Genomic DNA, 26634 nt, shown 5'->3' on the forward strand with positions numbered 1-26634 from the left:
GTTCTCACATTCAATATTGAATAGATAACATTTCCAGAAATTATTATTAAAAAGAAGAATCAATGAAAAAGGTATTTTTAGCAGTTCTTGCAATGGTGCTTTCGCTTCCTTCTATTGCATGCACAAGTTTTCTTGTAGGCAAGAAAGCTTCTACAGATGGTTCTGTCTTTATTTCCTATAATGCAGACGATTATGGAATGTACGGCCATTTAATCTATCTACCTCATGCAATTCACCCACAAGGGACTATGAGAAAAATTATTGATGGCGATACAAATCACCACCTAGGCGAAATTCCTGAGGCAACAGAAACCTATAGAGTTAATGGATACATCAATGAGTTCCAGGTCTCTATCATGGAAAGCACTTGGGGAGGTCGTGAAGAATTGGTTGATGCAAAAGGAATTATTGACTATGTCAGCTTGATGCGTATTGCCTTGCAACGCTCAAAAACAGCGCGTGAAGCCATCAATGTAATGACGTCTCTTGTTGAGAAGTATGGCTATGCTAGCAGTGGTGAATCTTTCTCCATTGCTGATAAAAATGAGATTTGGATTATGGAAATGATTGGCAAAGGTACAGGAGTAAAAGGCGCCAACTGGGTGGCTGTACGAATCCCTGATGATTGCATTGCCGCTCATGCAAACCAAAGCCGTATCCATAAGATTAGCCAGTATGCTAAAAAGGATGTACTCTATTCTAAGGACCTTATTAGTTTTGCTCGTAAGAAAGGTTTTTTTAATGGAAAAGATAGCGACTTCGATTTCGCCAACGCCTTTGCCCCTGCTGATTTTGGAGCAATGCGTTTTTGTGAGGCCCGCGTATGGAGTTTCTTCAATCGCTTTGTTTACGGCATGGAGAAATATCTAGACTATGTCGATGGTCATCACATCGGTAATGCAGAACCTATGCCTCTTTATATGCGTCCAACTCGTCCCCTCTCTCGTCAAGATGTTATGGATGGAATGCGTGATCATTATGAAGGTACACCTTTTGATGTTAATAAAGACATGGGACAAGGCCCATGGGAAATGCCCTACCGCCCTACTCCGCTCCAATTTAAGTATGAGGGAAAAACATACTTCAACGAGCGTCCCATTTCTACGCAACAAACTGCTGACACATATATTGCTCAACTACGTTCTTATCTTCCAGATGCTATTGGTGGTATCCTCTGGTATGGAAGTGACGATCCCAATATGATAACCTACACTCCTATTTATTGCCAAAACACCACAGTGCCGGAATGCTTTAACGCTCCAGATGCTGATAGTGGAAATTTCTCTTGGAAATCTGCTTTCTGGGTGTGTAATTGGGTGAGCAATATGACTTATCCGCGCTACAATCAAGTATTCCCTGCACTCCAACGGGTTCGTAACGAATTAGATAGTATATGGACAGCTCAGCAACCGAGTGTAGAAGCTAATGCCCAAGAACTCTATAAGGCGTCACCAGATAAGGCTCAAGAGTTCCTAAATAATTATAGCCTACAATGTGCGGTCAAAATGTTGAAAGATTGGAAGAAACTCGGAGAATATATTATTGTAAAATACAACGATATGACAGTTAAACCTGAAAAGAACGGAGAGTTTGAGCGTACAGCCGATGGACTTTGTGTACCTCCTAAGCGCACGGGCTTTTCTGAGAGTTATAAAAAATCCCTCATAAAAGAAACAGGAAACAAGTATTTAGTTCCTTCAGCACATAAGTAGTTAGAAATGGAATATATCAAAACAAAAATCGAAGGTGTGTGGATTTGTGAGCCACGCATCTTTGATGACGCTCGCGGCTATTTTATGGAAACGTGGCATGAAGAAGATTTCAACAAGAATATAGACCAAAAAGTTACATTCATTCAGGATAACCAATCAAAATCAACAAAAGGAGTTCTCCGTGGGTTGCATTATCAACGAGGAGAATTCTCACAAGCTAAGTTAGTTCGTGTTCTACAAGGTGAAGTTGTAGATGTTGCCGTTGATCTTCGGAAAGACTCCCCCAGTTTTGGACAACATATAGCGGTCACTCTTAGCGAAACTAACAACCGACAACTATTCATCCCCCGCGGCTTTGCCCACGGCTTTCAAGTATTGAGTGATGTGGCTGTATTCACTTATAAAGTCGACAATATATATGCCCCTCAAGCTGAATGCAGCATCCGCTATAATGATCCTGACCTGGCCATAGAATGGCCCATTACTAATCCCGAAGAAGTATTACTTTCGGAAAAAGACTTAAACAAGGCAGTGGCCTTCAAAGAAGCAGTAGTATTTTAAGTATGAAGAATATTCGAAACTTTTGTATCATCGCCCATATTGATCATGGTAAAAGTACCTTGGCAGATCGCTTATTAGAACGTACACAGACCATAAAGGTTACAGAAGGTCAGATGCTCGATGATATGGATTTAGAACGTGAGCGCGGTATCACCATTAAGAGTCATGCCATCCAAATGGATTACACTCAAGATGGCCAACACTACACATTAAACCTCATTGACACTCCGGGACACGTAGACTTCTCTTACGAGGTTTCTCGCAGTATCGCAGCCTGTGAGGGATGTTTACTCCTTATTGATTCAACCCAAGGAGTTCAAGCGCAGACTATATCAAACCTTTATATGGCTATTGAGCACGACTTGGAGATTATTCCAGTTCTTTCAAAGTGCGATATGGTCAATTCTATGCCTGAGGAAGTAGAAGATGAAATCATAGAACTATTGGGCTGTAAGAGAGAAGAAATCATACGTGCTTCTGGAAAAACTGGTGAAGGTGTGGATAATATTCTACGGGCCATCATTGAAAAAGTTCCTGCACCAGTTGGAGACGAGAACGCCCCTCTCCAAGCTATGATCTTTGACTCTGTTTTTAATCCTTTCCGTGGTATCATTGCCTACTATAAAATAATCAATGGCTCTTTGCACTCAGGTGAAGAGGTCGTATTTGTTAATACGGGACAACGCTACATTGCAGATGAAATTGGAGTTCTCAAAATGGAACTTTCAGCTCGCAAGGAATTACATTGTGGCGACGTAGGTTATATCGTAAGTGGTATAAAAATGGCCACGGAAGTAAAGGTCGGTGATACTATTACATCCGTTGCAAAGCCTTGTGAAAAGGCTATCGCTGGTTTTGAGGAAGTAAAACCGATGGTCTTTGCGGGGCTCTATCCCGTCGAAACCGAAGATTTCGAAAACCTTCGCACCAGCCTTGAAAAGTTACAGCTCAACGACGCCTCACTCACCTTTTCTCCCGAGTCTTCTGTTGCATTGGGCTTTGGCTTCCGCTGCGGCTTCTTAGGTCTACTTCACATGGATATAATTCAAGAGCGTCTTGATAGAGAGTTCAATATGAATGTGATTACTACTGTGCCCAACGTAAGCTACAATGTCTACGACAAACATCTCAACATGTTGGAGGTTCACAATCCTGCAGGAATGCCAGATGCCACAGACGTCGACCACATTGAAGAACCTTATATCCGAGCAAGTATTATCACTAAAACAGACTATATAGGTTCCATTATGACCCTATGTTTGAATAAACGTGGAGAACTTGTGAAGCAAGAATATGTTTCAGGTGATCGTGTAGAGATACACTACGATATGCCTCTCGCAGAGATAGTTATTGATTTTTATGACAAACTCAAATCTATCTCTAAGGGATACGCCTCTTTCGATTATCATCCCATAGAGTTCCGCCCCTCTCGTCTTGTCAAACTTGATATTTTGCTCAACGGTGAGCCTGTTGATGCTTTGTCTACACTTACTCACGTAGATAACGCCACAAATTTTGGACGACGTATGTGCGAAAAATTGAAAGAACTCCTTCCTCGCCAACAATTCGATATCGCTATCCAAGCTGCTATCGGAGCAAAAATCATTGCGCGTGAAACGGTGAAGCAGCTACGAAAAGACGTTACAGCAAAATGCTATGGCGGTGACATTAGCCGTAAAAGAAAATTGCTTGAAAAGCAGAAGCGAGGTAAGAAACGTATGAAGCAAATCGGTAATGTAGAAGTGCCTCAAAAAGCTTTCCTCGCCGTATTGAAATTGGACTAATACATAACATATAATAAAACAGCCATGTACCCTTTAATAATATATGGCTGTTTATTTTTTGCTTAACTTTCATCATTAAAAGAAAAGTTTCCTCTCACGGGTAGTATTCCTCACTTGCCGATAAATATCCTTGTTCTATCAGCTGATACAATAAGCACACAGACACATATCCTTTATTATATTTCAGAACGCAAAAAGGATATATAACGCAAAGGAAACAGCTCCTATAGAAGCAAAAAGAAATCATATTTCAAAGGCACATTAGGGAGCGTTGAGCCATAGAATTACGAGAGCTATTTTTAATATTTTTCTATATTTTGCAAGACAGCTATTTTTATAAGTAGTTTTATTTGCACGAATCAAATGTTATTTGCAAATTTGCGTGTAAATGATACCTGCATTTAGCAAAGTATACCTAAACATACATATAAATAACTTAAGAAAAAGAAACTCTAAACATATAGCAATATGGAAAACAAAACAAATTTATCAGGACTCCGTAGAGAGGACTTCCAAAAGAAAATTCAAGGCAAAGATGTAGATCTCTTTTTCCTTCGCAACGAAAATGGTATGGAAGTAGCCATCACTAACTATGGTGGAGCTTTAGTAGCTATTATGGTGCCTGATAAAGGTGGCAATTTTGCAAATGTAATACAAAGTCACGACAACATTGACGATTGTGTTTCCTCCCCTGAACCTTTCCTTTCAACGCTGGTAGGACGCTATGGAAATCGCATTGCAAAAGGTCGCTTCACACTCAACAACAAAGAATACCAGTTGGCCATCAACAATGGTCCCAACCACCTCCACGGAGGTCCCACAGGTTTTCATGCTCGCGTATGGGATGCAGAACAAATCAACGATCACACATTAGTGCTTCGCTATGTGTCTGCCTACTATCAAGAAGGATTTCCTGGAGAGCTCTCCATCACAGTGATGTACACACTGAACAATGACAACGAGTTGCTCATCGACTATAAGGGCACTACCAATAAGAAAACTATCGTCAATATGACGAGCCATGGCTTTTTCTCTCTCGCGGGTATAGCCAACCCCACCCCATCTGCAATGGATGTCATCTGCCAGATAAATGCAGATTTCTATCTTCCCATCGACGAAACTTCTATTCCAACAGGCGAAATTCGCAAGGTTGAAGGCACTCCTTTCGACTTTAGAGAACCACACGCTGTTGGTGAACGCATCGATGCCGATCATGAGCAGATAAAGAATGGTGCAGGCTATGACCACTGCTATGTGCTCAATAAGCGCGAACCAGGCGAACTCTCATTTGCAGCAAAAATCACAGAACCCAAGAGCGGACGAACAATGGAAGTCTATACCACCGAACCAGGTGTACAATTCTATAGTGACAACTGGGCTGATGGCTACAAAGGACAGCACGGAGCCACATTTGGTCGACGCAGCGCACTCTGCTTCGAAGCACAACACTTCCCAGACAGCCCTAACCATCCGTATTTCCCCAGTGTTGTCCTGAAACCAGGTCAAGTCTACACGCAGAAAACCATCTATAAATTCGGAATAATTTAATTCTAACAATAACAAAAACAAGCTACAAATTTTATGAGTCAACAAAAAAAACAATGGGGCGCTATCTTCGTCATGATTGCGCTGTTTGCCATGATTGCATTCGTGACTAACCTTTGCACACCGATGGCAACAATCATTAAGAATCAAGGTACAATTTCTAATGTACTTGCCCAGATTGGTAACTATGGTAACTTCGTTGCATATCTAGTAATGGGGATTCCTTCTGGTATGCTCATCTCAAAGTTTGGTTACAAGAAAACGGCCCTTATCGGTCTTGCAGTGGGTATCATTGGTATCTTAATTCAGTGGTTCAGCGGTCAACTTGATGTAGAGGAAAACATCGGTCTCGTATTTGGCGTTTACCTTGTTGGTGCATTCATTGCAGGTTTCTGTATGTGTATCCTCAATTGCGTTGTAAACCCCATGTTGAATCTCCTTGGTGGCGGTGGCAACTCAGGCAACCAGCTCATCCAGATTGGTGGTGTATTCAATAGTGCTGCAGCTGTTGCTTGCTACATCCTCATGGGGGCACTCATTGGCGATGCTGCAAAGGCAAAGATTTCTCATGCAACTCCAGCTCTTATGATTGCTCTCGGAATCTTTATTTTGGCATTTGTTGTTATCTCTTTCACAAAAATTGAAGAACCCGAACAAGCTCCTGTTGAAGTAGGATTGGTAAAAGGCGCATTGAGCTATCGTCATTTTGCCCTCGGTGCTTTGGCTATCTTCCTCTATATGGGAATTGAAGTTGGTGTACCTAACTTCGTACAGCAGTACCTCACTAATGAGAAAGGCATTCCAGCAGCAACGGTAGGTATGATTGTTGCAGTGTATTGGTTCATGATGCTCATTGGCCGCTTTGTGGGTGCATCCATCGGTGGCAAAGTAAGCAGCCGTGCAATGATTACAACAGTTTCTATCGCCACTCTTGCTCTCGTACTCTTCGGTATGTTTGCACCGCAAACACCAGTAAGTTTCCCAGGTGTTGACTGGGGCACACTCACAGTGGTATGGCAAGACATCCCCATGGGTATCTTCGCATTCCTGCTCGTAGGCCTCTGCACATCAGTAATGTGGGGTGGTATCTTCAACATGGCTGTTGAAGGCCTTGGCAAGTACACAGCCATTGCATCCGGTATCTTTATGACAATGGTTTTTGGTTGCGCAGTGATGATGTTCATCCAAGCTACTGTTGCTGATGCTGTAGGCTACATCCAGAGCTACTGGGTAGTTGTATTCTGTGCAGCTTATATCCTCTTCTACGCTTTGGTAGGTAGTCGAGTTTCAAAACAAGCAAAATAACTCATTTCGTATCACCTAGACACGGATTGTGCCACACTTAAACAAGGCGCAGGTGCAATCCTAAACCTATAAAACAATTACAACCATGCACTTAACAGTTGAAGATGTAAGAAGTCGTTTCTTGAAGCACTTCGATGGCACTCCGGGCTCTGTATATGCATCTCCCGGTCGTATCAATATCATTGGTGAACACACCGACTATAATGGCGGTTTTGTATTCCCTGGTGCCGTAAAGCAAGGTATCATTGCTGAAATTAAGCCCAATGGAACACGCAAAGTTCGCGCTTATTCCATCGACTTAAAAGATTATGTAGAATTCTCTCTCGACGATGAGAAAGGCCCAACAGCAACTCACTTCCGCTTCATTTTCGGTATCTGCCGTGAAATGATGAAGCTTGGAGTTCCTGTTGAAGGTTTCAACACAGCCTTTGCTGGCGATGTGCCCCTCGGTGCAGGTATGTCTTCCTCTGCTGCTCTTGAGAGCTGCTTTGCTTTCGCATTGAACGATTTGTTTGGCGATAACAAAATTGAGAAATTTCAGCTCGCACTCGCAGGTCAGGCAACAGAGCACAACTACATTGGCTGCAACTGTGGTATTATGGACCAGTTTGCTTCTGTATTCGGCAAGGCAGGCCACATCATGCGCCTCGACTGCCGCTCACTCCAGTACAAGTACTTCCCGTTTGATCCGAAGGGCTATAAACTCGTTCTGCTCAACTCTCTCGTAAAACATGAGTTAGCATCTAGTGCCTACAATGATCGTCGCAAAAGCTGCGAAAATGTTGTAGCTGCTATTAAGAAGTACCACCCCAACGTAGAAACTCTCCGTGATGCAGACTACGATATGCTCGAACAAGTTCGCGGTGAAGTTAGTGCAGAAGATGCACTTCGCGCTAAATATGTCATTGGTGAGAAATATCGCGTTATGGAAGTAAGCGTTGCTCTCGAAGAAGGCGATTATGAAGAAGTAGGTCGCAAAATGTACGACACACACCATGGTTTGAGCAAAGAATACGAAGTTTCTTGCCCTGAGCTAGATTTCTTGAACGAAGTTGCTAAATCTTGTGGTGTAACAGGTTCTCGCGTTATGGGTGGTGGCTTTGGTGGTTGCACCATCAATCTCGTCCGTGAAGAACTCTACGACAACTTCATTACAACAGCTAAGAATGCTTACAAGGAAAAATTTGGCAAAGAGCCAGTAGTCATTGATGTAGTCATTGGTGATGGCTCTCGCAAGCTTTGCTAAAATTAGCAACTCGATTTATTACTTCCCCTTCGAACCCATGTTTGAAGGGGATTTTTATTACATTTTTTCAAAAAAAAGCTGTAAAGGCTTTGCCAGTAAGAAAAACATTTCTACTTTTGCACTCGCAAACGAAAAGAAAATGGTTCGCTAGCTCAACTGAATAGAGCATCTGACTACGGATCAGAAGGTTATAGGTTTGAATCCTATGCGAATCACCACTTTTGGCTCGCTAGCTCAACTGAATAGAGCATCTGACTACGGATCAGAAGGTTATAGGTTTGAATCCTATGCGAGTCACAAAACCTCCAATAGCTAACGCTATGGAGGTTTTTTATTATTCAGAAATTCTGCATATCTTTGCAGCATATCAAAAAAGAATCATTATGAAACAAATAACTAGCCCCATAACACTGCTAATAGTTCTTCTTATGGCAGCCATAAGTCTCACCTCATGCATGGAGGATTATAACGATCCAGACAGCTATGCAGAAATGGTGCTAAGCAATCGAGCATGGCGCGTAGTGAGTTCAACAAATAGGCATGCTTATGTCGAAGGCGATGTATTCTACTTCTATCGCGATGGTTCTTTCCAGACTCTCCGCAGAAGAGGCTTATCTGAATACGGACAGTGGATGGTTCGGAAAGGTAACTTACTCATGCACTTCACCAATTCTTCACTAAATGTAGATATTGAAGCTCCTATCCCTGTACTGCAAGGTGATTACGCAGTCTTGTACTGTAATGACTACATGTATAGAATGTCCTATAATCTCCGCCTTGTAGCAGCTTACGACCTTAGTGGCTATGGGCATAATCATTGGTATAATAATGGTTACTACTCTCCTAGGGAGTAAATAATAGTACACGATATAACCAACTCCAGACAAAGCTCATTCGCCTCATTCCATACGCTGGCGGAATACATAAAATTTCTCATCTGAAAGTCCTGCAATATCACTGCGAACGATATTACTAACATCTATCAAGTCCTTTACTTCTCCATCGGGATATAGAATTCCGATACCATTTGCCGTGGCAGAATATAATTCCTTCTGTACCTTGCGCCATGTCACAAAATAATCCATATCCTCCAATGGTAGCTCCAACTGTTTGCTGAGTTCCTGTTTCAATCTCTCCTCTTCGCCTTCTGGTATCGCCTCTGCATACACATCCACTTTGAACAATCGCCGATTGATAAAATCAGAACAAAGCATTGCTAGAATCTTATCATCTGATTTCATCCAAACTTTCAAGGCAGACATTATATCGTTATCCTCTAGATCAATGTAATAATCCAACCAATTAGGCTCATTGTTAGGAATTTCTTGTACTAAGAAAAAGTATAGAGAAGGAGAAGCAAACAAGTCTTTCCCATTACGCATTAGATACTTTGCACGTCGCAAAGCAGAGCGAAGAACTTCTTCCGCAGCAACTGCTGTCTTATGAAGATATACCTGCCAGTACATCATGCGGCGAGACATCAGATAGTTCTCAACAGAATATAAACCTTTGGCATCCACCACCAGCTTGTCATCAACAATATCGAGCATCTCAATAATACGATCTGCTCCGATATTTCCCTCACGAACACCGCAGAAAAAGCTATCGCGACAGAGATAGTCCAAACGGTCAACATCCAGCTGACTACAGATAAGCTCATGGAGAAAACGCTTAGGATACTTATTCTCAAAGATATTGATGGCCAGTGATAATCCACCATGTAACTGCTCATTCATACGATTCATTATGAGCAGGGAAATATCCTCATGAGTAATGCCCTTGATAAAGGTTTTCTCCAAGACATGAGAAAAAGGACCATGTCCCACATCGTGTAGCAAAATAGCAGCTTCTACAGCCTCTATTTCTGAATCGAAAATGAAATGCCCCTTTTCTTGCAGGTGGCGCAGCGCTTCTTGCATCAGATGGAAAGCACCTATAGAATGCTGCTTACGTGTGTGCTGCGCACCAGGATAAACACAAGTAGACATTCCTAATTGCCGGATACGCCCCAAACGCTGAAAACAGGAATGAGCAATTATCTCTGTCAATAAGCCACGAGGAACTCTCGTAAAGCCATAAACAGGATCGTTAATAATCAGTGGACCTCTCATATACATTGATAGTTTTAGCAAAAATACATATTTATCCGTTTTACCTCTTGTCCTTCAGTCACAAAATCGGTATAAAGCATAAAATTCCACCAAATCTTTATTATTTTTGCAGCATATAAGTAATAAGCAATAATATTATGCTGACAATAAAACAGATTCTTGACAACAAGGAAGCCGTAATCCGCGGTTTGGAAAAGAAACATTTTGCTGGTGCCCGTGAAACCATAGAACAGGTACTCGCACTTGACAATAAGCGCAAAGAAGCGCAAGCGCAATTAGACAATCTTCTTTCTCAAGTAAAAACCATCTCAAAGAGTATCGGTGGAATGATGAAAGAGGGCAAGAAAGAAGAAGCTGCAGCTGCTAAACAGCAAGTTGCTGAAATCAAAGAGCAAACCAAAGAACTTGAAGAAAGCATGAAGACTGCGTTGGATGAGCGCACACAAATTCTCTATACGATTCCAAATGTCCCCTACGATGAAGTCCCCGAAGGAAGGGATGCTAGCGACAATGTAGTGGTAAAAGAAGGAGGAAAACTCATTGATTTACCTGAAAACCCATTACCCCATTGGGAGCTAGCAAAGAAATATAACCTCATAGATTTCGATCTCGGCGTTAAAATCACAGGTGCTGGTTTCCCCGTCTATATTGGCCAAGGTGCTCGTCTGCAACGTGCCCTAATCAACTTCTTCCTCGATGAAGCTCGTGCAGCTGGCTATACAGAAATTATGCCACCGACAGTCGTTAATGCTGCTAGTGGCTATGGAACAGGCCAGCTTCCTGACAAAGAAGGACAAATGTACCATTGTGAAGAGGACGACCTCTATCTCATTCCTACAGCAGAAGTTCCTGTCACTAACATTTATCGTGATGAGATTTTAGACGAGAAAGATCTACCCATTAAGAATTGTGCATATACAGAATGCTTTCGTCGTGAAGCAGGATCCTATGGTAAGGACGTTCGTGGTTTAAATCGTCTTCACGAATTTTCTAAAATTGAGATTGTCCGCATTGATACTCCCGAACACAGCAAGCAAAGTCATCAAGAAATGCTTGACCATGTTGAAGGACTTTTAAAGAAATTAGAACTCCCCTATCACATCCTGCTCCTCTGCGGTGGCGATATGAGCTTTACCTCTAGCGTTTGCTACGACTTTGAGGTTTACAGCGAAGCACAAAAGCGTTGGTTGGAAGTAAGCTCTGTCAGCAATTTTGATACATATCAGGCCAATCGCTTACAGTGTCGTTATCGTAATGCTGACAAGAAGATTAACCTTTGCCATACTCTTAATGGTTCAGCTTTAGCTCTGCCGCGTATTCTTGCAGCGTTGCTGGAAAATTTCCAAACTCCAGAAGGAATCCGAATCCCCAAGGCACTACAGCCGTATATGGGAACGGATATGATTAAGTAATTCCATATAATGCGTATACTCTCCATCGACTACGGAAAGCGGAGAACAGGTATCGCTGTTACCGACTCTATGCAAATCATTGCTAATGGTCTAACAACTGTCGACACAAAAAAACTGTTTGTCTTTCTGAAGGACTATTTCGAGAAGGAATCTGTTGAGCGTGTAATTTTGGGACTTCCCACTCAAACTAATGGTCAGCCTTCAGAAAATCAACAGCGTGTTCGTCTATTTGCCGCTAATTTCACTAAACAATTTCCCCATATCCCGCTAGAATTCTACGACGAACGTTTCACCTCTGTTTTGGCCCACCAAACAATGCTCGCAAGTGGCATTGGCAAACAACGTCGCCGCGATAAAGCACTTGTAGATGAAATTAGTGCGTGTATCATTCTACAGTCGTATATGGAAAGTAAGCGAAACATTTAAAAGAGAATATGATATTACCCATTTATACATACGGACAATCCATACTGCGCAAAGTTGCAGAAGATATTCCAATTGATTATCCAGGACTCAACGAACTTATTGAAAATATGTTCGAAACGATGGAAAAAAGTAATGGCGTTGGTTTGGCAGCTCCACAAATCGGTAAATCCATACGCGTCGTAGTCATTTCGCTGGATGTCCTCAAAGATGACTTTCCAGAATATGAAGGCTATAATCATGCATTCATCAATCCACATATTGTGGAAGTTGATGATAGCGAAACTGCCCTGCTCGACGAAGGTTGTCTTAGTCTGCCAGGACTCAGTGAACCTGTACGCCGCCCAACACGCATCCATGTTACTTATTTAGATGAAAACTTGCAACCGCATGATGAATGGGTTGATGGATATTTAGCGCGTGTTATGCAGCACGAATTCGACCATCTTGAAGGCGTTGTCTTTACAGACAAAATTAGTCCATTGCGCAAACAACTTGTAAAGAAGAAGCTTGAAATGATGCGTAAAGGCAAAGTGAGTTGCAGCTATCGTGTGAAGACGCCCAGATAAGAAATGCTTGATTTATGGCACACCAAAGCAAAAAGCAATACAATACGAAAAGCCCCTCCATTGCGGAGGGGCTTTTGCACTTGCTTACTTTTCTTTTAATCTTTGTGCCAAGCATTCTCTATGCACAAATCAACATTACAAACGTGCTGCTCATGGGACGTAATGCTTTGAGCGTAGATGATAATCTCAGCGCGATTCGTTATTTCAACCAAGTGATAGAGGCACGTTCAAGTAACGCTGAGGCATGGTACCTTCGCGGATTTGCAAAATTCTCGTTGGAAGACTTCCATGGTGCGGATACAGATTGTTCTCAGTCAATTCTTTTGAATCCATATAAGGTAGAAGTGTATCAACTCCGTGGTTTGTGCCGTATCAATCTCAAAGATTACCAAGGAGCGATAAACGACTATGCACGCACCCTCGCTGAAATGCCAGACAATGAAGATGCACGCTTTAATAGGGCATATTGCTTCATGCAAATCAAAGAAATGGATAGTGCGAAAGTGGAAATAAACAAAATACTACGTCGCTCACCCAAATTCTATCGAGCCTATATGGCGCAGGCACAAATACACCTAGAAGAAAATGATACATTAAAAGCAGTCATCTGGATGGACTCCCTTTTGACCTTCCGCCCCAACGAATCTCAAGTTTGGCAATTCAAAGGGCAGTATGCGTTAAGTAAAGACTTATTTTCTGCGGCAGATAGCTTTCTTACACAAGCTATAAAATACGCTCCTAACGATAATCAAAGCTATCTGTTACGGGCTATGGTCCGTAACTCTCTCAATAGGTTCGATGCTGCTATAATGGACTACGACAAAGTAATTAGTCTTATTCCGCAGCATTTTGTAGCCCATTATAATCGTGCTTTGTTGCGCGCACTCGTAGGCGATGATAATCGCGCAATTCAAGACTTTTCCTTCATCTTAAAAGTAGAACCACAAAATACTTTGGCCCGCTACAATCGCGCTCTTCTTTGCGAAAAGACTGGAGACTACCGCGGAGCTATACGCGACTATACTGTTTTAATAAAAGCATATCCTAGATTTATGTATGGATATATTGCTCGAGCTAAATGCCGCCGCAAAATAGGAGATACAAAAGGTGCTCTGAATGATGAAACAATTATAGCTCGTGCAGAGTTGGATGTGTCTTTCGCACGCCCTAGACGCTCAATACGCACAAAAGTTAGAATGCGCTCCGACCATGCATTGGAGCATTACGATCGTATGATTGCAGAAGAACCTGATACGGCCAAGATCTTTGGAGATGGCATCTTTGGCAAAGTTCAGAATAGCAAAGTGGAAGCCCGCCTTATGCCCAACTTCCAACTTGCCCTTCTCTCTGTTACAGCACGAGGCTATCGAAGCATTGGCTATCAGAGCGAAACTGAAGAATTAAGTAAAAGATTTGCCCCTTTAGAATTCCAAGCAGAGCAGCAAGCAGGAAGAAGCCACTATCAACGCAATGTTAAATACCGACTCTTTTTCACAGCGGAAAAAGAAGCCGAGAGTATTGTGCATTCAGAAAACTATAAAACGTGCATAGACACATTGCTTAACATACTCACAGACACGGATGCTTATCTACTCCGCTCCATGCTAGCCTATACAACTTACGACTACAATTCAGCTTGGGAATATGCAAAGAAGGCTGTATCCCTTAATCCTAAATCAGTAATAGCTCTCCAGAATCGTGCAAATATTCTTGGAATGCTTTATCTTAATGCTAATAAAGAACAAAAACTCCAATATGCACATCAGGCAATAGCAGATATGGAGGAAGCCATAAAATTAAAGCCCAACAATGCGTATTCCTATTACAACCGTGGGTGTCTTCTTGCTTCGTTTGGAAAAGTCAAAGAAGCTGACACTGATTTCACTACTGCCATCACACTCGACAATCACTTTGCCGAAGCTTACTATAACCGCGCTGTTCTTCGCCTGCAAGACAAGCGCAAACAAGAAGCAATCCCCGATCTCAGTCGTGCAGGAGAACTAGGACTCTATCAAGCATATAGCTTGTTGAAAGAAGCTCGAAATTAGTTTTTACCTTTCTCCTTTTAAAAGAGAAGAGCCATTGCCTGCTACATATATTATAGTAGATAATGTCTTATAACAAGATAAAAGCCAGCACAGTGGTTCTAAAAAGTTATCAAATATCTCAATCATCACTCAAAAACGTGCAAAAGAGCTTTAATTAACTTCCAAATTATTCTTAAAAGCAAAAGCATTTGAGAATAATTATTTAATTTCGCAATTTGATAAAAGTCATGCATATCTTTATTTATGAAATATCCCATCTGTAAAATTTTCATCCTCTTATTTGCCATTTTGCTCGTCCTCCCTGTTCAAGCTCGCGAAGACCGCAAGAAGACAACTTCTACAGTGGGAAAAGGGGTTATCATTGAGCCTGATCATCTTTCCTACAAGGCTCAAGCCGATAAAGCAGTAAGTCCGCTAGGTCAGGATGCTGCCATTGGTGGACATGCTCGCGGAAATGGACACATAAATACTCGGTATGTAGAAGGAATAGATATAAGCCACTACCAAGGAACTATTGATTGGGATGAAATTGCTCGTAATGCTGAAATTTCCTATGTCTATATAAAAGCATCGGAAGGAGAAACTCTCAAAGATGATTACTATATTCAGAACTTGCAAGGTGCACGCCGTGCAGGGCTGAGCGTAGGAAGCTACCATTTCTATCGTCCGCAGGTTACGCCCCAAGCACAGTTGGAAAATATGACGCAAGTGGTTCGACGTGAGGACCAAGATTTAGTCCCTATCATAGATATTGAAAAAGAAGACTCTGACGAAGTTGCTTTCATCGATAATCTTCGACAATTTATCCAACTCGTTGAACGCTACTACGGCAAAAAGCCCCTACTCTATACTTACCACAATTTCTATAATCGTTATTTCCAAGGATTATTTACTAACTATCATTGGATGATTGCCCGCTATCGTACTGATGCCCCAGTGCTCAATGATGGCAAAACATATATCATGTGGCAATATACACAAAGTGGACGCATCCCTGGCATTCGTGGAAAAGTAGACCGCAGTCAGATCATGTCAGGATTCACGCTTTATCAACTAAAACTATAATCACAACTAAATAAACACACCAACATTATGTCTGAATGGTTCCAATGCACCGTTAAATATGAGAAGACCATGGAAAATGGTCAGCAGAAAAAAGTTACTGAGCCCTATCTCGTAGATGCGATTAGTTTCACTGAAGCTGAGCGCCGCATCATCGAAGAGATTTCCCCGTTTATGTCAGGATCTTTTGAAGTTAGCGACATTAAGCGTGCTCATTTCGCCGAAATCTTTGAATCAACAGACGATAGTGCAGACCGCTTTTTCAAAGCAAAACTTGTTTTTGTCACTCTTGACGAGAAAAGCGGAAAAGAAAAGAAGACAACTCAACAAGTGCTTATCCAAGCTGCCGACTTGCGCGATGGAATTAAGCGTTTGGATGAAGGAATGAAAGGTAGCATGATGGACTACACGATCGCCAGTGTTCAAGAAACAACTATCATGGATGTGTACCACTATCAGCAAAGTGCGCCCGGAGGCATGATTAAGGTAGACAAACCTGAATTCGAGGAATAAGGCTAAATAATCATTGCAACATGACTGAAGTTCAGCAAAATCTTGCAAAAATCCGCGAACAGCTTCCAACCAATGTCCAGCTAGTTGCTGTTTCTAAGTTTCATCCCGCAGAGATGATTCAGCAATGCTATGACCAAGGCCAACGAATCTTTGGGGAAAGTCACGAACAGGAACTTCGCATAAAATTTCCCGCGCTTCCCAAGGATATTGAATGGCACTTTATAGGACATTTACAGACGAATAAAGTAAAATATATAGCTCCCTATATTTCTTTGATTCATGCTGTTGATTCTTTCAAACTCATGAAAGAAATCAATAAGCAAGCAGCCTGCAACAACCGCATTATACGCATTCTGTTAGAACTTCACATTGCTGAAGAAACCACCAAGTTTGGTCTCTCTCTCGCTGACTGCCGCACGCTATTTGAAGAAAGCGAGTGGAGAGATTTGAAGAATATACAAATCTGTGGCTTAATGTGTATGGCCTCCAATACTGATGACATGGAACGCGTGCGCAAAGACTTTGAAACGGCACGCATCTTCTTTGAAGAAATAAAAGCAAAATACTTTCCCAACGACGAGACTTTCTGTGAACGGAGTTGGGGAATGACCCATGATTTTCAGATAGCTGCTAAAGAGGGATCCACTATGGTGCGCGTTGGTACGGCTATATTTGGTGAACGTCAATACTAAGAATTATGTTTGTCAATCCTTGCTGCAAAATAAATCTCGGACTTTACGTCGTAGAAAAAAGAGCTGACGGTTATCATAATCTAGAAACTGTTTTCTATCCCATACCTCTTTGCGACAATCTCGAAGTAAAAACGCTCTACAACTCCAACGATCCGTATTTACTTCAGATTGTTGGTCCTAAAATACAAGGGAATCCTGACGACAATTTAATTATTAAGGTATATAATCAGTTGAAGGCAGATTTCGAGCTTCCGCAGCTCGATATTCTGCTTCATAAAAAGATACCCACAGGGGCAGGTCTTGGCGGTGGTTCAAGTGATGCTGCTTTCATGATGCGCGTTCTCAATGAAGAATATCAACTGGGAATGAACAATAATGAGATGAAAAAACGTGTTAGCAAACTCGGTGCTGATTGCGCTTTCTTCATTGATCCCCAACCTACTTATGCAACGGGAATTGGTGATATTTTCTCCCCCGTCACCGTTTCACTAAAAAGATGGGTATTGGTTCTTGTGAAACCACAAACATCTGTTTCGACACAAGAAGCTTACTCACAAGTCGTGCCTAAAAAATCTACAGTAGATCTACGCGAGGCATTAGCGATGCCTGTAGAAGAATGGAAAAATGTGGTATGCAACGACTTCGAAAAAAGCGTTTTCTCCATACACCCAGAAATTGAAGCCATCAAAGAAACACTCTATGACATGGGAGCGTGTTTTGCTCTTATGTCAGGTAGTGGCAGCACTGTCTTTGCACTATTCAAAAAGAAACAAGACGATCTCCACAAGATTTTCTCAGACTGCTTCACATTCCAAAGTACACTTATGCAATGATAATATGCTTTAGCGGAACAGGTAATACGCGATGGGCAGCCAACAAAATAGCTGCACTCACGGAAGATGCTGGCATAGAGCATTTTTCTTCAGAACAACGTGGTGATATATTAGGAATTTTCTTCCCCATCTATGCCTGGGGAATACCGCGTATTTTTATCAATAAACTCCATCAGTTCTTCAGAAATCCTGAAAATCAAGGGAAGTTTAGCTATGTATATGTGGTTTGCACATGCGGCGATGATATTGGCCTCACAGATAAAGAAGTAAAATCTTTATTACAACAGTATGGCTTAAACAATATCTCCATCTGCTCCATTCAGATGCCTGAAACATACATTGACCTACCAGGTTTTAAGCTAGATACGCACGTGGCTGCAACTAAAAAGATTGCAGAAGCAGAAAAACTACTCTCTGTTTTTGCCAAGAAAATACAAAGGCAAGAAATCTTCAATGAGGTCAATCGTGGAACTTGCTCGTGGATTAAAAGTAGAATACTCCGTCCCCTTTTCTATAAACTTTTTGTAGACGATAAAAAGTTTGTAGTGGACAAAGACCTTTGCATCCATTGTGGAAAATGTGCGAAAGTCTGCCCCGTCCATAATATAGATTGTTCTCCCACAAATCTTCCACAATATAAGCATCATTGTACTGGATGCCTAGCTTGCTATCACCACTGCCCCAAAAACGCCATACAGCGAATATATACCAAGGGTAAAGGTCAATATCTTCCTCCACTTTTCTAAGTATTTTTTTGTAAAGACATCCTACCTTCTATAGCTTCAGAGAACAACTTAGTTATTATTGGCGTCCGATACACTTTAAAATTATAGAAAGAATCTCTCCCAAAAACCTATAAATAGGCCTTGTAGAAATATTTTGTAAAAAGTCCTACTTAATCGAAACATGATGATTCTTCGGGTGGATTTTTATGCATTTCAAGAATGCTTAACCTGTCCTTTGAAGAATGTTCCAAGAAACTATAGGAGCAGATATAATACATGTGCATGAAGAGAAATATTGTAGCTAAATTTGAAAATATTACTGCCCGTATACAAAAAATAGTTATCTCACGTATCAACAAAAGTGCTAAAATCTAATGATAGAGTGAGCAGTACCCTTTCTTCTCAAAGAAGTTTAGAAATACAATATGGTAATTTTCAAATACAATAAGGCTATCAGCTGATAGCCTTATTGTATTTTTAGAAAGAATAAGGAAACTTTCTACCATTTCCGATTTTTCCACAAATTATTCAGACGCTCACGTTGTTTCTCTTCTTGCAAGTTATCGGCAGGATGCCAAAATTGCTCGGATTTGAGAGCATCTGGAAGATATTGTTGTGCGGCAAAATGGTGTGGAAAGTCATGCGGATAGATATAACCATCATGATACCCCAATTCAGTCATGAGCTGGGTGGGAGCATTACGTATTGGGAGCGGTACTGGACAATTTCCTGTTTCACGAACTTTCTCAATGGCTGCATCCACAGCCAAATAGGCAGAGTTTGACTTGGGAGAGTTGGCCAAATATATGGTGGCTTCAGCCAAGGGGATGCGTCCTTCCGGCCAGCCGATTTTTGCTACAGTATCAAAAGCTGCATTGGCAATTAACAAAGCATTGGGGTTGGCCAAGCCTATATCCTCGGAGGCACTAATGACAAGGCGCCGTGCAATGAATTTTGGATCCTCTCCACCTGCTATCATACGTGCTAACCAATAGATAGCAGCATCTGGATCACTACCTCTGATACTTTTAATAAAAGCAGATATGATGTCATAGTGCATCTCGCCATCTTTATCATAAGCTAGCGGATTTTGTTGTAGGCGTTCTTCAATAACTTTATTATTGATGATTACCTTTTCATGGGGTTGCACGGAACTTGTTACAAGATCTAGGATATTGAGAAGTTTTCGTGCATCTCCTCCACTATATCGTAATAGCGCTTCTGTTTCTTGTAGTTCTACATCTAAATCTTGCAAATAGCTATCTGTCTGCAGGGCCTGATGAATCAGCTGTAAAAGCTCTTCCTGTGAGAGAGACTGAAGAACATACACCTGACATCGAGAGAGCAATGGGCGAATCACTTCAAAGGATGGGTTTTCTGTTGTGGCTCCAATGAGTGTAATGTCTCCTTGTTCCACAGCTGCCAACAAGCTATCTTGTTGCGATTTTGAAAATCTATGGATTTCATCAATGAACAATATAGGACTTTGGCCACCAAAAAAGCGATTTTTTTTTGCACTTTCAATGACGTCTCGCACATCCTTAACGCCAGAACTAACCGCAGAAAGAGTATAGAAAGCTACATCTATCTTATTTGCAATAATCTTTGCTAGCGTAGTCTTTCCTACCCCTGGAGGTCCCCAAAGAATAAAAGAAGCAATATGTCCCGCTTCGACCATTTGGCGAAGTATAGCTCCCTGCCCTACAAGATGTTTTTGTCCGATATAGTTGTCCAATGTCGTTGGACGTAGACGTTCTGCTAATGGTTTCATTGCTCTATTTCAGATAATTCCAGCCATCTCATTTCTTTTTCTTCTAATTCCGTCTCAAGCTGTGGGAGGCGTTTAGATTTCTCTGTGAGTTCTTCAACACTTAATGTGCCACTACAAAGTGCGGCCTCGATATTATTTTTCTCTTGTTCAAGACATTTCAAGTCGTGCTCAAGTTCTTCCATTTCTTTTTTTTCCTTGAATGTGAGACGGCGACGATGAACACTTACATATTTCTTATTTGTTGTGGCTTGTTCAACTACTTGCTCTGGAGCATTCTCTGGTAATGCAGCCCATTGCCGATATTGAGAATAATTACCAGGAAAGTCGTCAATGATACCTTCTCCTTTGAAGACAAGCAAATGGTCCACTACTTTATCCATAAAATAACGATCGTGGCTCACCACTATAACGCAACCTTTGAAATTTTCAAGATATTCTTCTAAAATTTGCAGTGTGGCAATGTCGAGATCATTGGTCGGCTCATCCAAGATAAGAAAGTTTGGATTCTGCATGAGAACAGTGCAGAGATAAAGTCTTCTGCGCTCGCCACCGCTCAATTTGTAGACATAATCTTGCTGACGTTGTGGTGGAAATAAGAAATGCGTGAGAAACTGCAAGGCTGAAAGTTTACGGCCTCCGCCCAAATCAATATATTCTGCATATTGGCGAACAGCGTCAATGACTTTCATCTTGGAATCAAACTCCATTCCTTCCTGGCTAAAATAGCCAAAACGAACTGTCTCTCCAATGCTAAAGCGTCCACTATCGGGTTTAACTTTACCTAAGAGCATCTTGATAAAGGTTGACTTTCCTGTCCCATTGTTTCCAACAATACCCATCTTCTCATATCTAGAGAAATTGTAATAGAAATTGTTTAGAATAACTTTAGGCGTGGGTTTCTCAGGTGTCCCTTCAAAGGTTTTTGAAACATATTCTGCTTCAAAAATTTTAGAACCTATATATCCGCTCTTTACTTCTAAGCGTGTGGCCTTTTCTTCTTGTCGACGTTTTGCTTGTTGCTCTAGTTCATAAAATGCTTCTTTACGATATCGAGCCTTTCCTCCTCGCGCTTGTGGCATTCGCCGCATCCAATCTAATTCTTTTCGATACAGATTCTGCACCTTAGCGATATTTGCATTCGTGTTCAATACTCGAGCATCTCGCTTCTCAAGATAATACTGATAATTGCCATGATAAGTGTACATGGTTTCATCATCAAGTTCCAAGATGATAGAGCAAATACGATCTAAGAAATATCGGTCGTGGGTTACCATGAGCAGTGCTTTGGTGTTGCGCCGCAGATAAATCTCTAACCATTCAATCATATCCAGATCCAAATGATTGGTAGGCTCATCTAAAATAAGCAAATCAGGATCTTCAAGAAGAATAGCTGCCAATGCAACACGCTTTATCTGTCCACCGCTAAGCAATCCTATAGGCTTGTCGATTTCTTCAAGTTTGAACTGAGTGAGAAGTTGCTTGGCACGCAGTTCCGGATTCTCTAATGTCAGAGGAGCTAGAGAAAGACATGATTGCAAAACAGACAGGTTGGGATCAAATTGAGGCGTTTGTTCAAGATACCCCACTTTTATATCGTTACGATAAACAAGTGTGCCATCATCATAGTCTTCTTTCCCGCTTAATATATTGAGGAGTGTTGACTTCCCTGTTCCATTCTTGGCTATGAGTCCAACGTGCTGCCCCTCGCCTATAGAGAAGCAAACGTCATGGAAGAGTATGCGATCGCCAACAGACTTCTGTAAATTTTGGACATCGAGATATGTTATCATTCACGTAAGCTATTTGAAAAATAAACACGGGAAAAGAATACTTGAAATCTGACGACTATCGTATTTCCTTTTCCCGTGTATACATTGGCCTAGTGTAAAATCTTAAAATAAAATATGATAAGATCGTTGACTCTGCAATTATATACTTTTATCCGTTCATCGACATTAGGAATTCTTCATTGTTGCGCGTATTCTTCATGCGCTTCTGCAATTCATTCATCGCCTCAACGGGGTTCATATCTGCGATATACTTGCGAAGAATCCACATACGGTTCTGCGTTAAATCATCAAGCAACAAATCGTCGCGACGCGTACTTGATGCTACCAAATTAACAGCAGGATAAATGCGCTTGTTGGACAAATTGCGATCGAGCTGAAGTTCCATGTTACCAGTTCCTTTGAATTCTTCAAAGATAACTTCGTCCATCTTCGAACCAGTATCGATCAAAGCAGTAGCAATAATAGTTAGCGAGCCTCCGCCTTCAATGTTACGTGCTGCACCAAAGAAGCGCTTGGGATGCTGAAGCGAATTTGCTTCCACACCACCAGTCAGGACTTTACCACTAGAAGGAGAAACCGTATTATAAGCACGTGCTAAACGTGTAATTGAATCTAAGAAGATAACAACATCGTGTCCACATTCAACCATGCGTTTTGCCTTGTCTAGAACAATATTAGCAATCTTAACGTGGTGAGAAGCAGGCTCATCAAAGGTTGATGCAATGACTTCAGCATTAACCGTGCGCGCCATGTCAGTTACTTCTTCTGGACGCTCATCAATGAGAAGCATCATCATGTATGTATCTGGATGATTTTTGGCAATAGCGTTGGCAATATCCTTCATTAACCAAGTTTTACCCGTCTTAGGCTGTGCGACGATCAGTGCACGCTGTCCTTTACCAATCGGGCTGAATAAGTCGACAACGCGACAGGACATTGGGTCATTACTACCTGTGCAGAGCTTAAACTTCTCTTCTGGAAAAAGCGGTGTAAGATGTTCAAAGGATATGCGGTCTCTTACAATGGCAGGATCTAATCCATTGATTTTCTCAATGTGCGCTAAAGCAAAGAATTTCTCTCCATCACGAGGGATACGTACAGAACCTTCTACGACATCACCATTTTTCAAAGAATATTGGCGTATTTGCTGAACTGTTACATAAATATCATCAGGTGAAGTAAGATAGTTGTAATCAGAAGAACGAAGGAATCCAAAGCCATCAGGCATGATTTCCAGAACTCCTCTTCCTTCAAGGAATTCATCTTCTACACGCATCTCTTGTTGCTGTAGATGTTGTGCTGTAGCAGAAGAATCTATACGAGCAGAAGGCAAAACAACAGGTTTTGCGCTCTTAGAAACGAGAGGATCATCCTTAAAACGACGGAACTTAGTTGCCTGCACAGGTGCAACTTCAAACGGATCATCGTATGTAGGATCATTATATAAAACAGGAACATCCTTTATAATAACAAAGGTTGCATCCTTGTCTAAATCTTTCGGCAGAGATGGAATCTCTATAGTTGAAGATTCTGTATTTTGCTCTATTTCTTTATGGAGATTGCTTTCTTGCTTCTGATGTTGAGGCTGTGGTTTAGCATTCTTCGAAAGCTGTTCCTTAATCTTCGCAACATCAAGTTGGTCTGCTTTTATTCTTTCATCCTCTTCAGTCATAACTGAAGAATTATTCATCTGTGCTGAAATAAAATCGGGAAGTTCTATTTCTGGAGTTACTTGTACTTTTGTAGATGTTTCTTCTATAACATCATTAAGGGGAGAAGCATCAATAGTTTCTTCTGTCTGAGAGGGGGCGTCTGTTACTACAGTTTCACCTGAAGTTTGAGCAGCAGCTTCTGCTTCCAGACTTGCTTTTGAAGGACGTCCTCTCTTACGCTTGGGCGTTGCGGAGGGAGCTTCATCGAAAAGAGATGGTTGCTCTGCTTTCTTTGAAGTTTTTTCTTCTAATTTTGTAGCTTTACCACTTTTGTTAGCAGTATAGACTGCCTCTCCATCATGTTTTGCAATACGCTGACGACGACGGGGAGAATCTGAGCGTTGCTCTGATTGTTGAATAGCTTGAGCATCAATAATGCCATAGATAACTTCTTGACGATCGCTGCTATTCTTATTTTCTGAGTTCAGTCCTTCTGCAATAGCTTGCAATTGAGAATCCTCCATTGCTGCGAGCTGTTCCATTGAATAAGAAGACATAGGATATTGTATTTTTTAACTTCTGCAGACATCAAGTATAATCCTTCACACGGAAAGACTTTGTCTAAGCAGAATTTTATTAGTATAAACGTTGGATTGTTGTTGGGTATTACCCAATCAAAAGGATAGAATGCTAGAAACGATTTCCAGCCAAAACTATTTAATACTGCAAAAATAGAAAAAGTTTTTGATTCAACCTTATTTGAAGAAGAAAAACATATAATTCTACAAAAAACACTTCAGCTTTCTTCTTCAGTCTACAATATAAAATAAAAGTCCCTCTTGAAATATTTCAAGAGGGACTTAATATAGTATGCGAGATTTTTCTTACTTTTTGTTGAGAGCAAGATCAACATTTACTGCACAAGCAACAGTACAACCTACCATTGGGTTATTACCAATGCCAAGGAAACCCATCATTTCAACGTGAGCAGGTACAGATGATGAACCTGCAAACTGGGCATCACTGTGCATACGGCCCATAGTATCAGTCATACCATAAGAGGCAGGACCTGCCGCCATATTATCGGGGTGCAATGTGCGGCCCGTACCACCACCTGAAGCCACAGAGAAATAGGGCTTATCAGCAAGGATGCGTTCCTTCTTATAAGTACCTGCTACTGGGTGTTGGAAACGAGTAGGATTAGTAGAGTTACCCGTAATAGATACGTCAACTCCTTCTTTCCACATGATAGCTACGCCTTCACGAACATCGTCTGCACCATAGCAGTTTACAGCCGCACGAGGACCGTCGCTATAAGCGATACGGCGAACTTCTTTCAATTCACCTGTGTAATAGTCGAACTGTGTCTGCACATAAGTGAAGCCATTGATACGACTGATAATTTGTGCTGCATCTTTGCCTAGACCATTAAGAATACAACGAAGAGGCTTGTCTGCAGGTCTAGATTTATTTGCCATTTGGGCAATTTTTATAGCACCTTCAGCTGCTGCAAAACTTTCGTGTCCAGCCAAGAAAGCAAAGCACTGTGTTTCAGAACTCAAAAGACGTGCACCCAATTTTCCATGGCCTATTCCAACCTTACGATCATCAGCAACAGAACCTGGAATACAGAATGCTTGCAGACCTTCTCCAATATATTCAGCAGCTTCAACAGCATCTTTTGCCTTTTCTTTCAAAGCGATAGCAGTACCTACAACGTATGCCCATTTAGCATTTTCAAAGCAAATCATCTGCGTTTCTTCGCACGTTTTGTAAGGATCTAAGCCTGCTGCGTCACAAATCTGGTTAGCTTCTTCAATATCTTTAATGCCGTGTTTGTTGAGTGCAGCGATAATCTGCTTGATACGGCGGTCCTGACTTTCAAATTTTACTTCTCTAATCATTTGTCTGGTCCTCCTAATTAGTCTTTACGTGGATCAATGGATTTAACTGCGCCCTGCTCTTCTGTAGTGCGGCCATAACATCCTGTTACACTCTTGAGAGCTTCGTTGGCATCAACGCCCTTTTTGATTGCGTCCATAAATTTACCCATATGAACAAATTCATAACCACAAACTTGGTCGTCTTTATCAAGGAACATCTTAGTGATGTAACCTTCTGTGAGTTGAAGGTAACGAGTACCTTTCATCTTAGTACCATAGAGAGTACCTGTCTGACTGATGAGCCCTTTGCCAAGATCTTCTAGACCTGCACCAATTACAAGACCTCCTTCGGAGAATGCACTTTGAGTACGACCATATACAATTTGCAAGAAGAGTTCGCGCATAGCAGTATTAATTGCATCACAAACAAGGTCCGTATTAAGAGCCTCAAGAACAGTCTTACCTGGCAGAATTTCACTTGCCATTGCTGCAGAGTGAGTCATACCAGAGCAGCCTATTGTTTCAATCAAGCACTCTTCAATTACGCCATCTTTTACGTTGAGAGACAATTTGCAAGCACCTTGTTGAGGAGCACACCATCCCACACCGTGGGTCATACCACTGATGTCCTTAATCTCTTTGGCTTGCACCCACTTTCCTTCTTCAGGAATGGGCGCAGGACCATGGTTCGGGCCTTTAGCCACGATACACATGTTTTTTACTTCTGATGAGTATTCCATTAAATAGTAAATATAAAAAGTGTTACTTTCCAAAAATGTTATGGTACAAAATTAAGTCTTGCTTTCGGAAAAGACAAGTTTATTTTATTTTTTATTATACCCCCCTTAATTTTTATGTTATAACCTCAATTCGGTTTAAGGAAGTCTTTCTATTTTGGTATAAACCCCAATTCGGGATAAGCAGTACTTCTTTTTCCTCAAAAAAAGTTTTAATAAAAACCTAAAAAGAGGATTGTTTTTTGTATATTTACTATTGA

Annotated in this window: 22 protein-coding genes and 2 tRNA genes; 18 read left to right on the forward strand and 6 right to left on the reverse strand. The window is 41.3% G+C overall.

What is annotated here, in order from left to right; genetic code table 11:
• Nucleotides 1-62 precede the first annotated feature (62 nt).
• The 9 genes from FHS60_RS08090 (at nucleotide 63) to FHS60_RS08130 (ending at nucleotide 9007) form a co-directional block, all read left to right on the forward strand.
• A complete protein-coding gene (locus tag FHS60_RS08090) occupies nucleotides 63-1712 on the forward strand; it encodes a dipeptidase (protein WP_009346623.1) in 1650 nt (549 codons plus the stop codon).
• Between the two features lie 6 nt (nucleotides 1713-1718).
• On the forward strand, nucleotides 1719-2273 hold the full coding sequence (gene rfbC, locus FHS60_RS08095) for a dTDP-4-dehydrorhamnose 3,5-epimerase (protein ID WP_183697448.1): 555 nt from the start codon (nucleotides 1719-1721) through the stop codon (nucleotides 2271-2273).
• A 2-nt stretch (nucleotides 2274-2275) separates the two neighbouring features.
• A complete protein-coding gene (lepA, locus tag FHS60_RS08100; protein WP_183697451.1) occupies nucleotides 2276-4057 on the forward strand; it encodes a translation elongation factor 4 in 1782 nt (593 codons plus the stop codon).
• Nucleotides 4058-4525: 468 nt separating this feature from the next.
• On the forward strand, nucleotides 4526-5605 hold the full coding sequence (locus FHS60_RS08105) for an aldose epimerase family protein (protein ID WP_183697454.1): 1080 nt from the start codon (nucleotides 4526-4528) through the stop codon (nucleotides 5603-5605).
• Between the two features lie 33 nt (nucleotides 5606-5638).
• Entirely contained in the window at nucleotides 5639-6907 is a 1269-nt protein-coding gene (locus FHS60_RS08110) for an MFS transporter (RefSeq protein WP_009346627.1), read from the forward strand.
• Nucleotides 6908-6992: 85 nt separating this feature from the next.
• Complete coding sequence (gene galK, locus FHS60_RS08115) at nucleotides 6993-8153, forward strand: galactokinase (RefSeq protein ID WP_183697456.1); 1161 nt, start codon at nucleotides 6993-6995, stop codon at nucleotides 8151-8153.
• A 141-nt stretch (nucleotides 8154-8294) separates the two neighbouring features.
• Nucleotides 8295-8371 (forward strand) — tRNA-Arg (locus FHS60_RS08120).
• Between the two features lie 5 nt (nucleotides 8372-8376).
• Nucleotides 8377-8450: transfer RNA gene (locus FHS60_RS08125), tRNA-Arg, on the forward strand.
• 86 nt (nucleotides 8451-8536) lie between these two features.
• Nucleotides 8537-9007: a hypothetical protein gene (locus FHS60_RS08130; protein WP_183697458.1), complete on the forward strand. Its 471-nt coding sequence runs from the start codon at nucleotides 8537-8539 to the stop codon at nucleotides 9005-9007.
• A 45-nt stretch (nucleotides 9008-9052) separates the two neighbouring features.
• On the opposite strand, the gene FHS60_RS08135 is transcribed toward FHS60_RS08130, so the two are convergent.
• Nucleotides 9053-10264 (reverse strand): HD domain-containing protein, encoded by a 1212-nt coding sequence (locus FHS60_RS08135; RefSeq protein WP_244957473.1) that lies wholly within the window; start codon nucleotides 10262-10264, stop codon nucleotides 9053-9055.
• 137 nt (nucleotides 10265-10401) lie between these two features.
• Between FHS60_RS08135 and serS the strand changes: the two genes are divergently transcribed.
• From serS to FHS60_RS08180, 9 genes are all read left to right on the forward strand, one after another.
• On the forward strand, nucleotides 10402-11676 hold the full coding sequence (gene serS / locus FHS60_RS08140; RefSeq protein WP_183697460.1) for a serine--tRNA ligase: 1275 nt from the start codon (nucleotides 10402-10404) through the stop codon (nucleotides 11674-11676).
• 9 nt (nucleotides 11677-11685) lie between these two features.
• Nucleotides 11686-12102 carry a Holliday junction resolvase RuvX gene (ruvX, locus tag FHS60_RS08145; protein ID WP_009346632.1) on the forward strand — a complete coding sequence of 139 codons (417 nt, stop codon included), beginning with the start codon at nucleotides 11686-11688 and terminating at the stop codon, nucleotides 12100-12102.
• A gap of 8 nt (nucleotides 12103-12110) precedes the next feature.
• Entirely contained in the window at nucleotides 12111-12668 is a 558-nt protein-coding gene (gene def / locus FHS60_RS08150) for a peptide deformylase (protein WP_183697463.1), read from the forward strand.
• Between the two features lie 14 nt (nucleotides 12669-12682).
• The gene (locus FHS60_RS08155; RefSeq protein WP_183697468.1) at nucleotides 12683-14716 is read left to right on the forward strand and encodes a tetratricopeptide repeat protein; all 2034 of its coding nucleotides are present in this window, start codon (nucleotides 12683-12685) and stop codon (nucleotides 14714-14716) included.
• 243 nt (nucleotides 14717-14959) lie between these two features.
• Entirely contained in the window at nucleotides 14960-15781 is an 822-nt protein-coding gene (locus FHS60_RS08160; RefSeq protein WP_009346635.1) for a glycoside hydrolase family 25 protein, read from the forward strand.
• Between the two features lie 27 nt (nucleotides 15782-15808).
• Nucleotides 15809-16291 carry a DUF4494 domain-containing protein gene (locus FHS60_RS08165; protein WP_183697471.1) on the forward strand — a complete coding sequence of 161 codons (483 nt, stop codon included), beginning with the start codon at nucleotides 15809-15811 and terminating at the stop codon, nucleotides 16289-16291.
• 20 nt (nucleotides 16292-16311) lie between these two features.
• Nucleotides 16312-16983 carry a YggS family pyridoxal phosphate-dependent enzyme gene (locus tag FHS60_RS08170; RefSeq protein ID WP_183697474.1) on the forward strand — a complete coding sequence of 224 codons (672 nt, stop codon included), beginning with the start codon at nucleotides 16312-16314 and terminating at the stop codon, nucleotides 16981-16983.
• Nucleotides 16984-16988: 5 nt separating this feature from the next.
• On the forward strand, nucleotides 16989-17816 hold the full coding sequence (gene ispE, locus FHS60_RS08175) for a 4-(cytidine 5'-diphospho)-2-C-methyl-D-erythritol kinase (protein ID WP_183697477.1): 828 nt from the start codon (nucleotides 16989-16991) through the stop codon (nucleotides 17814-17816).
• Nucleotides 17813-18562 (forward strand): EFR1 family ferrodoxin, encoded by a 750-nt coding sequence (locus FHS60_RS08180; protein WP_183697480.1) that lies wholly within the window; start codon nucleotides 17813-17815, stop codon nucleotides 18560-18562. The genes ispE and FHS60_RS08180 overlap by 4 nt, the downstream gene beginning before the upstream one ends.
• Before the next feature lie 478 nt (nucleotides 18563-19040).
• On the opposite strand, the gene FHS60_RS08185 is transcribed toward FHS60_RS08180, so the two are convergent.
• The 5 genes from FHS60_RS08185 to FHS60_RS08205 form a co-directional block, all read right to left on the reverse strand.
• Entirely contained in the window at nucleotides 19041-20312 is a 1272-nt protein-coding gene (locus FHS60_RS08185) for a replication-associated recombination protein A (RefSeq protein WP_183697483.1), read from the reverse strand.
• A complete protein-coding gene (abc-f, locus tag FHS60_RS08190) occupies nucleotides 20309-22102 on the reverse strand; it encodes a ribosomal protection-like ABC-F family protein (protein ID WP_183697486.1) in 1794 nt (597 codons plus the stop codon). The genes FHS60_RS08185 and abc-f overlap by 4 nt, the downstream gene beginning before the upstream one ends.
• Nucleotides 22103-22250: 148 nt before the next feature.
• Entirely contained in the window at nucleotides 22251-24311 is a 2061-nt protein-coding gene (gene rho, locus FHS60_RS08195; protein ID WP_183697489.1) for a transcription termination factor Rho, read from the reverse strand.
• Between the two features lie 327 nt (nucleotides 24312-24638).
• Nucleotides 24639-25658, reverse strand: a complete 1020-nt coding sequence (locus FHS60_RS08200) for a GGGtGRT protein (RefSeq protein WP_183697492.1) — start codon at nucleotides 25656-25658, stop codon at nucleotides 24639-24641.
• Between the two features lie 17 nt (nucleotides 25659-25675).
• Complete coding sequence (locus FHS60_RS08205; protein WP_183697495.1) at nucleotides 25676-26377, reverse strand: iron-sulfur cluster assembly scaffold protein; 702 nt, start codon at nucleotides 26375-26377, stop codon at nucleotides 25676-25678.
• Between the last annotated feature and the right edge of the window lie 257 nt (nucleotides 26378-26634).

Source organism: Alloprevotella rava (genome assembly GCF_014195585.1).
In the GTDB taxonomy this organism is placed as follows: Bacteria; Bacteroidota; Bacteroidia; order Bacteroidales; family Bacteroidaceae; genus Alloprevotella; species Alloprevotella rava.